This window comes from Pseudovibrio sp. Ad26, assembly GCF_001623285.1.
Lineage (GTDB): Bacteria > Pseudomonadota > Alphaproteobacteria > Rhizobiales > Stappiaceae > Pseudovibrio > Pseudovibrio ascidiaceicola.
In genome coordinates, this window is sequence record NZ_LMCE01000146.1 from 64,042 (window position 1) to 76,862 (window position 12,821).

The window sequence follows — 12,821 nt, forward strand, 5'->3', positions numbered from 1 at the left end:
CTCACGAGGTTTTCTCGCGCTCTGCCGCATATTCGCAGGGAACAAGGCTAAGTATTGTTGAACCAGCAATCGGCATCGCAGGCTTGGTGCCATTCAGCGGTCGAAGCTTCCTGGTCGGGTCTATCAACATCAGCACAATAGCCGTCTCTGGCAAAGCCTCCTGAAACTCGGTCCAGCCATAAGTATCTGTCAGCTCACTGGCTTTGATGAACCAGCCTTCACGGATCTTCGTTTCAAGGTCGTTATAACTGTGTTCTGGTGTCAGGAAGGGACGCCCGCCAAGTGTCACAACACGGCGAAACTTTTCCTTCTCGCTTTGCTCTTCTGAGGGTGCAAACTGATACACCTCCCCTCGTCCCATAAGCGGTCCAAAGTTTGTGGTCACCAGCGCGTTGTAATCATCATTGTCAGTCACGGCGAGCAAAACGCTGTAATTCTCAAGCGGAAGCTCGTTCTCAACTTCCTCAGAAAGAACCTCGCCATAATGGTTCGTAAGCCCGGCATTGCGCGAAAGCCGCAGCTTACCCCAGTTGCGATCAACGGTAAGGCTCGGAACATCCAGCGTTTTCAGCTTGGTCGCAAGCGCTACGCTAAACCGGCTCGCCCCAACAATCAGCAATCCTGGCCCCGTATGGCTGGAAAGCCCCAGCCACCGTGCAAATGGCCCAAGCGAAAACCCGTGCGCAAACACTGTGGCAACCACAACCGCAAACGACAAAACCGCCAACCGCTCTCCATCAGGAGCCCCATGTTCAACAAGCGACCTAGCAAACAAGCCGGAAACCGCGACAGCCACAATACCGCGTGGCGCAATCCACCCAACCAGCAAACGTTCTTTCCAGCTCAAGTGAGCACCAATGGTTCCAACCCAAACCGAAATAGGCCGGATCACGAACAACAGCACCAGAATAAATGCCAAATCCTCCAACCCAAACTCCGCAAGACTGCCAAGCTGAACTGAAGCCGTCAAAACAATGAATACCGAAGACACCAGAATGATCGTGACTGCTTCCTTAAATCGCTTCAGCTCTTCGAGACTGGCAAGACGAGAGTTACCAAGCACCAGCCCAAGAACCGTCACTGTCAGCAGACCAGATTCTTCCAATACCAAATCAGAAAGCGCATAAGCGCCCATCACACTCACAAAAATCAGCGGAACTTTGAGAAATTCAGGAACGCGACCACCAACAAACAGCCAGATCAATCCACGCCCCAGCGCCCAGCCACCAACACCGCCAATCAGCAACCCAGCCACAGCTCGGATCGCCAGCACCCAAAAGCCATGGTCGCCGTGATAAACCAGATACCCTTCAAACATGAACACCGCGAGCAGCGCACCAAGCGGATCAGCAAGGATCGCTTCCCAGCGCAGCAGCGAACTCACCCGTCGCTCCAACCGCGCCTGACGCAGAAGGGGAATAATGACAGTAGGACCGGTAACAATCAGAATAGCAGCAAACACCAGCGCCGAAGGCCAGCTCAGCTCTGCGATATAGTGGGCATTCAATGCGCCCAACAAAAACGCGATAAAAGCGCCCAAAAGAACGAGCCGCCAAACCGCCTTCTCAACACCGCCAATACGTTGAAAGTTAAGAGAAAGACCGCCTTCAAACAAAATAACGGCAACACCAAGCGCAACAGTTGGACGCAATAAATCACCGAACAACGCAGTTGGACTGAGAACACCCGTGGCAGGGCCAATGAGAAAGCCAGCAACAAGCAGAAGAACGATCGCAGGCAAAGACCATCGCCAGGCAAGCCATTGTGCACCAACGCCCGCCACACCAATCATCGCAAGCGCGAGAACCACCTCATTCATTGCCACCTCCCAACACAACTTAGAAGAGAGATAGCACAATCTACCCTAAAGGTAATTAACGCTTGCGTTGCAGCTTAAGCTCGCTCAACAAAGCTATCGAGCACTTTCTTTTGGCCAGCTTTTTCAAAATCGACGGTAAGCTTGTTCCCCTCGATATCGCCGATCAATCCATAACCGAACTTCATATGGAAAATCCGCTCACCAATCGCAAAATCGCTTCCTGCCTCAGTAACGCTCTTGGCAACCAGCTCGCCTTCAATGGTCATCGGACCAGCCTTCTTGGCACGGCGGCTCTGGTTCCCGCCATGCATTTTGCCATACTGCTGACCAGACGCCTGCGCCTTACGCGCCCGCTGCCAACCCGGCGTAGAGTACTTGCTCTGGAACGGATCGCTGTTGTCAAACCGGCTGGCGCCATAACCACCACCAGCACTATTCAGACCATACCCACCGTAAGAGCTGGAGGCCTCAACAACCTCAACACTGTCTGCAGGTAGCTCATCAAGAAACCGCGAAGGAATGCAGGACTGCCACGAGCCATGAATGCGGCGGTTAGAGGTAAACCACACTTTCACACGCTTGCGGCCACGGGTAAGACCCACATAGGCAAGGCGTCGCTCCTCTTCCAGACCAGCCTGCCCTGTCTCATCCAATGCCCGCTGGTTCGGGAACACCCCTTCTTCCCAACCGGGAAGGAAAACACTATCAAATTCAAGGCCTTTTGCAGAATGTAGTGTCATAATCGAGACCGCATCCTCTTCCGCATCGCTGTCTTTATCCATCACCAGCGAGATGTGCTCAAGGAACCCAGCCATGCTCTCAAACTCTTCCATCGAGCGGATAAGTTCTTTCAGGTTGTCCAAACGTCCCGGCGCTTCAGCCGACCGATCCTGACGCCACATCTGGGTGTAACCACTCTCATCAAGAATGATCTCCGCCAGCTCCGTATGGCTCATGGTCTCAACCTGATTACGCCAGTTCTCCAACATGCCAAGAACATCCGCCAGCGCAGCACGAGCTTTCGGACGCAGCTCATTGGTCTGAACCAACTCTTCCGCAGCGATCATCAGCGGAATAGCGCGTTCCCGTGCATAAGCATGAACGATTTTCAGCGTCGCTTCACCGAGCCCACGCTTCGGCGTATTCACGATGCGCTCAAAAGCCAGATCGTCTGACGTCTGCATCACACAGCGGAAATAGGCGAGTGCATCGCGGATCTCCATACGCTCATAAAAGCGCGGGCCTCCAATGACACGATAGTTCAATCCAAGCGTGACAAACCGGTCTTCAAACTCGCGCATCTGGAACGACGCACGCACCAAAATGGCCATTTCATTAAGGGAATGCCCGTGGTTTTGAAGGGCTTCAATCTCGTCACCAATGGAGCGGGCTTCCTCTTGAGAATCCCAGGCCGAGGTAACCTGCACCCTCTCTTCTTCCTCAGATCCCATCTGATCAGTGAAAAGGGTTTTACCAAGACGGCCCTGATTGTGCGCAATCAGATGAGAAGCCGCAGATAGGATGTGACTGGTCGAGCGATAGTTCCGCTCAAGACGAACCACAACAGCACCCGGGAAATCCTGCTCAAATCTCAGGATGTTATCGACCTCAGCACCACGCCAGCCATAAATGGACTGGTCATCATCGCCAACACAGGCCACGTTCGGATTGCCCTGCGCCAGCAGACGCAACCACATGTACTGCGCGATGTTGGTATCCTGATACTCATCCACCAGCATGTAACGGAAGCGATGCTGGAAGCTCTTCAAAACGTCATCATGCTCTTTGAAGATCGTGATGCAGTGCAGCAGCAAATCACCAAAATCACAGGCATTCAGGATCTTAAGTCGTTCCTGATAGGTCTCATAAAGCTTGCGCCCCAAGCCATTAGCAAAGGCCTGTGCGTCACCAGCTGAAATCTGTGAGGGTGTAAGCCCGCGGTTCTTCCAGCTGTCCAGTAGTCCGGCAAAAGTCTTTGCCGTCCAGCGCTTTTCATCCAGACCTTCTGCCTGAATGATCTGCTTGATCAAACGAACCTGATCGTCCGTATCCAGAATGGAGAACGAGGACTTCAACCCAACAAGCTCAGCATGGCGGCGCAAAATCTTCACGCAGATCGCGTGGAACGTGCCGAGCCACGCCATGCCTTCAACGCCATCACCAATGTAAGCGCCAATGCGCGTCTTCATCTCACGGGCAGCTTTGTTGGTGAAGGTCACAGAAAGGATCTGCCCCGGAGTGGCATGACCCGTTGCCAGAATATGTGCAATACGCGTTGTCAGAACACGGGTCTTACCAGTACCGGCTCCTGCAAGAACGAGCACTGGTCCGTTGATCGTTTCAACAGCAAGTCGTTGTTCTGCATTCAATCCTTCCATGTAGGCTGGGGCGTTGGTTTGCCGTGCAGCCATGGCCCTCGCTGCGATACCACCTGCCTTGGGCTGTGGTGCAGCCAGAGGATCAGCAGGGTGAGCAGGTATTCCGCGATGAAGTGGGCCAGAAGAGTTTGCCATTGAGCTCGTTAGATCCTTTGAACGCATACCCCTCTCAAATCAGAGGGAGAATCTCCAATACTTAACGAGGAACAATATAGCAACAACATTGAAGAAGCGAGGCATCAGCAAAGAGATACACATCGTTTTGTAGGGCAAGGCATCTTCACTCAGTAACTCTTGCCTCACGCCAGCTTTGCTCTGTGATGTTTTATCAAGCTTGTTCTGAGTTACTTGAAATCCGGGAGGCCCTTTAGTGTTTTAAAGAGGAAGTATGCGTATACCTGCCAACGAGAATAACTCAGCTTAGCAACGGGAATACCTTCACTTCCGAAAGACAAACAACACTGTAACAACCTGAAAGAAAAACTATGAATACTGGTAAGTTACACATGACACGCCGAAACGCCCTCATTGGCATCTCCGGCTCTTTACTGGCAGCACCTGCTCTGGTGTCCTCCGCCCTTGCCGATAACCACGTCTCAACGGTGTACACCGACGGGACGCTCATAATCAGCCAGCTCTCTCTCGCCATCAGCAAGATGGCGATCACGAAGACCAAAAACCCGCTGGTGCGCCAGTTTGCTGTGCTCGAGAGTGAAGAGCAAACCGCCGTTTCTTATGTTATTGAATCAACTGGCGTAAAACCTCCTCCACGTCCAGATGACCTGGAAAAAGACTATCAGGCACTGCTTGCTGCCGAAGGTGAAGAGTTCGACAGGCAGTATATTCAAGCCGAAATCCATGGACATGAAAAGCTTTTGACATATCAGGAGCCAGAATCCGGTAAAAAGCCCGTGAACGTAGATGTGGCGACCGCCCAAATTCTGGTTGCCTTCATTCACACTCATCTGACCATGCTGGCAGAGATCCGCAAGCAAATCGGCTAGGCAACTCCTTCAAACATCTCAGAAAACACCAGTGGTGCGCTCCGGCCCCACTGGTGTTTTCCTGTCAAATTCAGCCAACCCATCGATCACATCTTCAAATTTGGCTCAATTATCGCGGTCTCCCGAGAGATCTTGCTAAGATTTCCTGCCCACTCTCTTAGCCAAGGATGTTGCTTCTGGAGAACATCTGACCGCAACTGGAATGGAGCTTGAGATATGCCGAAGGTCATTTGCAGATATAAGAACTACGATGATTTCTATAAAAACCGCACAAGCATCTGGGCTGAAATCAGACGTCGGATGAACATCCATGCGACGGACACTGCAAGCTTCGACAAACTCATTTTCCAGGGCAAGGCAGCCATCCGGCTGACCTACGACAACCATGTAGAAGACGCGCCGGATATGAAGAAAGCCAGAACGAACATTGCCGCACTTGAAAAAGAGAAAGCAAGAACCTTCCGCTTTGTTCAGGCCTCAAAGTCACTGGAAGAGAATATCTCAACAAAACACAAAATGCTCAAAGTGCTCGAAAGCCAGCTGAAGCAGCAGGAAAAAGACCCCAAAACTGATCCCAACTATCGCGATACAGCGAAAGAGCTCAAAAAGCTGCTCAAACTCCAGCCTGCAGTCAAAAAGAAGATCCAGGAATACGACAGAGCTCTGACAGCACTTGAAAAAGCTGAAGCAGACTACGACCCGCTGAAAAAGCAGATCGAGAAAACCATCCCCATGAGCGTGCAAACAGATGGCAAGAACATGATGCTCTATATCGGCGGACGCGCCGAAGCATCTGTCCGCCTAAGAGCAACACTGGCGCAGAAGTAGGCTCGCCGCAAGTCTACCAATGCAGCGAGAGGAGCCTAGCAGCTCCCTCGCTCTCTTCTTATTGATCGCCGACCAGCTCGAACCAGTCATCCTCTGAAATGACCTGAACACCAAGGCTTTGCGCTTTGGTGAGTTTGGACCCGGCTTTTGGACCCGCGATCACCAGATCAGTTTTCTTGGAAACAGAACCAGACACTTTCGCGCCCAGACTTTCCGCACGTGCCTTCGCCTCATCACGGCTCATGCGCTCCAAACTACCTGTAAACACAAGCGTTTTTCCAGCAACGGGACTGTCAGAGCTATCAGCAACAACCACATCAAGCGGAGTGATCTGGTCAATCAGCGCAGTAAGCGCGTCACGGTTATGTTCCTCTGCAAAGAACTCGACCAGAGCATTGGCAACCGTACCGCCAATTCCGTCAATGTCATTGAGTTCACGGTAAGCTTCTGAAGTTGCATCAGTTGCTGCAATCATGGCATCAGAAAAGGCACTCCAGGAAGAGTACGCCCGAGCCAGAAGCTTGGCATTTCCTTCACCAACATGGCGAATACCAAGCCCGAAAATCAAACGATTCAGTTCAATTTGCCGTTTGCTATCAATAGCTTCAAACAGCTTGCGCGCAGAAACAGCACCGAACCCCTCACGAGACCGCAGTTTATTGAGAGACCCCTTGTCCCGTTCCGCTAACGTGAAGATGTCCGCTGGTGTGCGAATACCACCTTTATCCATGTCATATTCGTAAAACGCTTCCACCTGCTTCTCGCCCAGTCCTTCAATATCGAAGGCATTGCGAGAAACAAAATGCTTAAGTTTCTCAATCGCTTGCGCAGGACAAATCAAGCCACCGGTACAACGCCGAATAGCATCCACCTTGCCGGAGTTCGGGTTGACTTCCCGAACAGCATGAGAACCGCAGGCCGGGCATTTCTCGGGATATTCAAACGGAGCTGCACCTTCAGCCCGTTTACCCAAGTCCACATCCACGATTTGTGGGATAACATCACCGGCTCTCTGGATGATTACCGTGTCACCAACGCGGATGTCCTTGCCATCTCGAATGGGTTCACCATCCTGACCAATGCCTTTGATGTAATCTTCATTGTGAAGAGAGGCATTAGAGACCACAACACCGCCAACCGTGACAGGCTCTAGTTTCGCAACCGGCGCCAGAGCACCTGTCCGGCCTACCTGAATTTCAATGGCATTGAGCGTTGTAAACGCGCGTTCTGCAGGAAACTTATGAGCAATTGCCCAACGCGGTGAGCGCGAAACGAAACCAAGACGTCCCTGCAGATCCAGCCGGTCCACCTTGTAAACCACGCCGTCAATATCATAGCCAAGACCGGAGCGATCCTCCTCAATCCCATGATAGACGCGCAAGAGTTCCTCGGCGCTCTCGCAACGCTTCATCAGCGGGTTGATCTGGAAACCCCATTTGCCAAACAGCTCTACCATACCCATCTGCGTATCCGCAGGAACTTCACTCATATCGCCCCAGGCATAGGCGAAGAACTTGAGCGGACGTGTCTTGGTGATCTCGGAGTTCAGCTGGCGCAAAGATCCTGCCGCCGCATTGCGCGGGTTAGCAAACACCTTGCCGCCATTAGCTTCCATACGCGCATTCAGCGCCGCAAAGTCCGCATGGCTCATGTAAACTTCGCCGCGCACCTCAACCACATCCGGCACACCCGCAGGCAACTCCTGCGGAATATCCTGAATGGTCAGCGCGTTAGCAGTCACATTTTCACCCGTGGTACCATCACCACGGGTCGCCGCATAAACCAGTTTGCCGCTCTCATAGCGCAAGGAAAGGGAAAGACCATCAATCTTCGGCTCAGCCGTCACCGCGAGGGCACCCATCAGCGGATCGTATTTCAGGAAGCGGCGCACCTTGCCAATGAAGTCCTGCACATCCTCATCAGAAAACGCATTGTCCAATGAGAGCATCGGCACCGCATGAGTGACCTTGCCAAACCCGTCAGCAACAGCACCACCAACCCGGTTGCTCGGGCTGTCTGCCCGAACCAGGTCCGGGTGAGCAGCTTCCAAAGCCTCGTTCCGGCGGCGCAGCGCATCATAGGTCGCGTCATCAACAATCGGCGCATCTTTGGTGTGATAGGCTGCGTCATACTCAGCTATCAGCCCCGCCAGCCGCTCCAGCTCCAGCGCAGCTTCTGCCGCGTTCAGGGCTTCAATTTCTTTTTGAGAGGTATCAGCAAGGCTCACCGGTCTACTCACCTGTTTAATCATCAACTGGGGATTAGTCTTATCGCCACCGGGAATAACACACCACCCGGAACAGCCAAGATTTAGACAGGAATTACCCTGAGCCCAAGAAAAGTTGGCCCATGAGTTTACGCAGTTTGCGTTGCTTTGCGTGATTTTGCGTTGATCTGCGTTTTTTACGTGAAACCTGCGTTCCTATGTAAAGGGCGGCACAGGCTCAGGTAGCCCCAAACCCTTCATCCTTTTTACGCTCGGCAGAAAGGGAGTTATCCCCCTCCTCAGTATCGTCCGCTACACTAACTTGCATGTCATCAACACCCACCAGCCGCGTAAGCACCGCAGCCAGTGCCAGCGCCGTAAAGATTGGTCCCACCGGGAAGCCATGGGCCGCCAGCGCGATATTGACGATTGGCAGAAGATAAACCGCAAACAAAAGGAGCGGCGCCACAAAAGGGGAATCCGCATCATCATCAAACAGACCGGTCCGTGTCGCATAAAGATAGAGCGCCGGAGAAAGCACAGCATAGTCCCAGAGGAACAGGAAAGGCGTTGCCAGCAAAACACAAAGTGTCACGGCAAGATTGCGGGCAATCGGTTCACGCTCACGCATAAACAGCCAGAACACCACCACGAACGCCAAAACCGTAAAGGGCAATTGCACCAGATATCCAGCCGTTGCAGAAAACCCGAGCGCCCGCATAGCACCAAATGCAGACGGGATCAGATAAAGGAAACTGCCATCACCCTGGTCCATAACAGTTGCCAGCAAGGACGGAACCGTATCCAGATAGATCCACCAAAGACCGGAGCCGAAGAACACAGCAGAGGCATCAACGAGAAACGCAACCGTCGCCACACAGGCACACAGCGCGATAATACTGCGGTGGGCAATCAGTATAATCGGGATCAGCATAAACAGCTCAGGTTTGATGGAAACACACCCAAGCAGCACACCCGCCCACGCCGGATGCCGATCCAGCAAGCGCAACCCGCCATAAAGGAACCCGCCAGCCAACATCCCAAACTGACCGTAAAACAGGTTCACCAGAGTTGCTGGGGCAAAAATGAAGAAGGTGAAAGCACGAATAGGTGCTTTACGGCTGAAAGCAACACCAAACGAGAGCAACGCTCCCATTCCCATCCAGAGGCTGTAAGCCTGCAGGTAAGTCAATCCAGACAACGGAACCAGAAAGACCAGCAAACTTGGCGGATGCACCCACGCATAAAAGCCAGAGCCACCAGCCACATTGCGCTGTACCTCGCCATAGAACCAGCCAAAGTCATAAAGCTGCGCCGCCTGCCCTGCCACAGCCATGCGAGAGGCCAGCAAAAACTGATAGAAGTCGCCCCCCACTCTGCGCAAATCGAATCCATCAAGGCCCATCACTGATCCAAACAGATACAGCGGATAGACCACCGCAATCAGCAGCAGCGCGATGACAAAATAGATCTGTAAGCGGGCGAACGAGATAAACATCTACCGGCCTCCATTTATGCGCGTACCCTAAGTTGCTTTCAGTTTTCAGATTGGGTTTTGCGCAAACGCGAACTCTTGGTTGCCGGAGAGTTTAAAAGATACCAAGTTAATTAATTGAATACGCTACGTAATTTAAGATTATTTTAGGGAAATGAAAAAGTGTTCGCGAGAAAAGGATGAGAAATTCTACTCATTTCAGAGTCTCCTAAAAATTTAACAGATTATAAACATGCAACCTATCGGTAAAGATATCACCAGAAAAATTCATTAAGGAATTTGACTGAATTGTGACATCTGCCTAATTAGCCTCAACGTAAATTTGGGGTAGTTGGGAAATGAAATCCTATTTTGTAGCTGGCGTCGTAGCATCCAGCATTCTCTTGGCCGGTTGCGGCACAGTTGTTCGCGGCACATCTGAAGACATCAAGATCGATGTAAAGCCAGCGAACGCGAAGATCACATCAACAACAGCGCATACTTGTGTTGGACCTTGCGTGATCAACGTACCGCGTAAAAAAGAATTCACTCTGACTGCATCTGCACCGGGCTACCAGTCTCAGGTTATCGATGTTCAGACCCGCGTGAGCGGCAAGGGTGCAGCTGGCATGGCTGGCAACGTTCTCATCGGCGGCATCATCGGCGTAGGCGTTGATGCAGCGACTGGCGCAACTCTGGATCACTATCCAAACCCGGTTACTTTCAATCTTAAGCGCGGCAAAGGCTCCCGTAAGCTGACCCCTGCTGAGATTAAGCTGATGAACAAAGCTAAAACCCCAACTTCTTAATTGGGCGATTTTGTAAGGGGCATCGGCTCAGACCATGCCCCTCACATTCAATAAGCACATGACCTTGGCTCATCCAAATAAGGTCCACTCCCAAAACGCTCTGCCCACCACTCCCTCCTTGATTTTCAGCGGTAACTAGGGAACTCTCCCTCCTGCAATCAGGAGTTCCAATGACTGCCCCTCAGGACGCGACGCGTGTGCCTCTCATTGAGGCTCGAAACATCTCAGTCACCAAGCAAGGGCGCCAGCTCTTTTACGCCTATTCTTTCAAGCTTTATGAAGGCGACAAACTGTGCCTCAGCGCCCCTTCCGGTCGTGGTAAAACAGTTCTCCTTCGCATTCTCGCAGGGCTGGATAAACCAGATGCAGGAGAGATGCTCTTCAACGACATCTCATACACAGCAGGTGGACGCACACAGCTTCACAAACAGCTCAACTGGCTCCCTCAACGCGTCAGCCCTTTGGCAGATCACATTCGCGATGCCCTGCTGGCCCCGTTTGAGCTGCAAGCCAACCACAAACGCAGGCCATCAGATGTTCAGATGCTGGAGGCTCTCACAGCAACAGGTCTGCCCAACGCAGCACTCGATCAGGCAACAAGCAGCCTTTCTGGCGGGGAACGTCAACGCCTCGCACTCGCCCGTGCACTTCTCCTCCAGCGCCCGTTATGGATTGCAGACGAACCCACAGCTGCCCTCGACAAAGCACATGCCCTCGCCTGTGGCGACCTGCTGATGGAAAACGCTGGGACACTGCTGGCTGTCACCCACGACGCCCATCTTCAAAGCAAGATTGATCAGGTAATTGAACTGCCCGAACCTGCACAGTCAGGCCCACAGGAGCATGTGCATTGACCTCAAATGTCGCGTGGAGTGATCTGGCTCTCTTTTATCTCATAGCGATCATCCCGCTGTCCCTACTCTGGACCATGGGTCTGAAGGACCTCTCCCGGGATCTGGCAATTTCCATCGCCCGTATGAGCATTCAGCTGCTGGTCATCGGGTTTTATCTGCAAACCGTCTTCGATCTGGACAATCTGGCCCTCAACCTGCTCTGGCTGGTTGCCATGGCGACAATCGCCGCGATCACATCGGCTGGCCGCGCTCAGATGCCCCGTCTCAAATCAGCAGCACCACTCACCGCAGCAGTCCTGATTGCCATCCTGCCCGTGCTGCTGATGTTCATCCTCATCCTCAGCCGCCCTGTGCCGTGGTATTCGGCACAGATAACGATCCCCATTGCAGGCATGTTGCTCGGCAATGCTCTGGGTTCACTGGTCATTGCCCTGCGCCGCTTTAATCTGAGAACACCGGAAGACAAGGAACACATCGAGCTGCTCACCACCATGGGCGCTACCAAGCTCGAAGCCAGAAGGACACTCGTCAAGGCCTCCCTGCGCGCCGCAGCCTCTCCCGTTATCGCCAGCATGGCAACACTGGGACTGGTCTCGCTGCCTGGAATGATGACAGGTCAGATCCTCGGTGGCTTCAACCCGATCGAGGCCGTTCAGTACCAGATCGCCATCATGCTCGGCATCTCCGCCACCCAAACCCTCGCCATCATTCTAGCCCTCCGCTTCACCATCTATATGGAAGCGGAGTACGAGTGCTGATCAACACCAGAAGAGCACATCCAGCTAAGCTTCAAGCCCCCAGAAAACCAGCAAGCAAACGACGGGCGATCTTCTTTGCCCGCTGAGCCGCACCAAGATCCGCTTGCACACGTGCCCTGGTGATTGCTCCATCCTTCAAAACACTGAGCGCATCTGTCAATTCCACACTGTCATCCTCAGACAAACCCAGAAGCGCAACAGCAGCGAGAATCAGCTCCTCGACGGCCTTTTTGTGCTCCACGCATTTCTGATAGATCGCACTCTCCGGCTGCCCATACTCACCGCTCACATTGATAAAGAAGCACCCACGAAAAGCATGCAGCGCCTCTTCTCGGTCATTGAACCAGTCATCAAGAGCATCAAATAATTCATCGATTTTGCCAGCACCGGTGTCGACGCGCTCCAGACGCTCGCCCAACCACTTCAAGTAGGCATCATTTCGATAGTCCAGCACAGCCAATACCAACTCATCCTTGCTGGCAAAGTGGTTGTAGAGCGTTTTCTTGGCGACGCCCGAGGCCGCAAGGACCTCGTTGATGCCCACAGCATGCACGCCCTTCTCATAAAACAATTCAAAGGCACCGAGCACCAAATTCTGACGCTTCGCGGTCATACCAGATACTCCATATTCAAATCTGATTGACAGAGGTATACCGAATTGTCTACTAACACAAGTAGACCAATCGGTCTC

Annotated in this window: 10 protein-coding genes; 5 read left to right on the forward strand and 5 right to left on the reverse strand. The window is 52.7% G+C overall.

Annotation, left to right across the window (positions count from 1 at the left end; translation table 11 throughout):
* Position 1 precedes the first annotated feature (1 nt).
* Entirely contained in the window at positions 2-1,819 is a 1,818-nt protein-coding gene (locus PsAD26_RS24060) for a sodium:proton antiporter (protein WP_063312426.1), read from the reverse strand.
* A 74-nt stretch (positions 1,820-1,893) separates the two neighbouring features.
* Positions 1,894-4,332 carry a UvrD-helicase domain-containing protein gene (locus PsAD26_RS24065; RefSeq protein WP_063312427.1) on the reverse strand — a complete coding sequence of 813 codons (2,439 nt, stop codon included), beginning with the start codon at positions 4,330-4,332 and terminating at the stop codon, positions 1,894-1,896.
* A 371-nt stretch (positions 4,333-4,703) separates the two neighbouring features.
* Between PsAD26_RS24065 and PsAD26_RS24070 the strand changes: the two genes are divergently transcribed.
* The gene (locus tag PsAD26_RS24070; RefSeq protein ID WP_208985834.1) at positions 4,704-5,201 is read left to right on the forward strand and encodes a DUF4142 domain-containing protein; all 498 of its coding nucleotides are present in this window, start codon (positions 4,704-4,706) and stop codon (positions 5,199-5,201) included.
* A 216-nt stretch (positions 5,202-5,417) separates the two neighbouring features.
* A complete protein-coding gene (locus PsAD26_RS24075; protein ID WP_063312429.1) occupies positions 5,418-6,029 on the forward strand; it encodes a hypothetical protein in 612 nt (203 codons plus the stop codon).
* 58 nt (positions 6,030-6,087) lie between these two features.
* Here the strand turns inward: PsAD26_RS24075 and ligA are convergent, their stop codons facing one another.
* Together ligA and PsAD26_RS24085 are read right to left on the reverse strand one after the other, a co-directional pair.
* Positions 6,088-8,280: an NAD-dependent DNA ligase LigA gene (gene ligA, locus PsAD26_RS24080; protein WP_193758359.1), complete on the reverse strand. Its 2,193-nt coding sequence runs from the start codon at positions 8,278-8,280 to the stop codon at positions 6,088-6,090.
* A gap of 193 nt (positions 8,281-8,473) precedes the next feature.
* Positions 8,474-9,733, reverse strand: a complete 1,260-nt coding sequence (locus tag PsAD26_RS24085) for a glycosyltransferase family 87 protein (RefSeq protein ID WP_063312431.1) — start codon at positions 9,731-9,733, stop codon at positions 8,474-8,476.
* 335 nt (positions 9,734-10,068) lie between these two features.
* Here PsAD26_RS24085 and PsAD26_RS24090 point away from each other — a divergent pair, with 335 nt between their 5' ends.
* From PsAD26_RS24090 to PsAD26_RS24100, 3 genes are all read left to right on the forward strand, one after another.
* Positions 10,069-10,518, forward strand: coding sequence for a hypothetical protein (locus PsAD26_RS24090; protein ID WP_063312432.1), 450 nt, complete (start codon positions 10,069-10,071; stop codon positions 10,516-10,518).
* Between the two features lie 170 nt (positions 10,519-10,688).
* Positions 10,689-11,372, forward strand: coding sequence for an ATP-binding cassette domain-containing protein (locus tag PsAD26_RS24095; RefSeq protein ID WP_063312433.1), 684 nt, complete (start codon positions 10,689-10,691; stop codon positions 11,370-11,372).
* Positions 11,369-12,130: an ABC transporter permease gene (locus PsAD26_RS24100; RefSeq protein ID WP_063312434.1), complete on the forward strand. Its 762-nt coding sequence runs from the start codon at positions 11,369-11,371 to the stop codon at positions 12,128-12,130. The genes PsAD26_RS24095 and PsAD26_RS24100 overlap by 4 nt, the downstream gene beginning before the upstream one ends.
* A gap of 31 nt (positions 12,131-12,161) precedes the next feature.
* Here the strand turns inward: PsAD26_RS24100 and PsAD26_RS24105 are convergent, their stop codons facing one another.
* The gene (locus tag PsAD26_RS24105) at positions 12,162-12,743 is read right to left on the reverse strand and encodes a TetR/AcrR family transcriptional regulator (protein ID WP_063312435.1); all 582 of its coding nucleotides are present in this window, start codon (positions 12,741-12,743) and stop codon (positions 12,162-12,164) included.
* Positions 12,744-12,821: the final 78 nt, after the last annotated feature.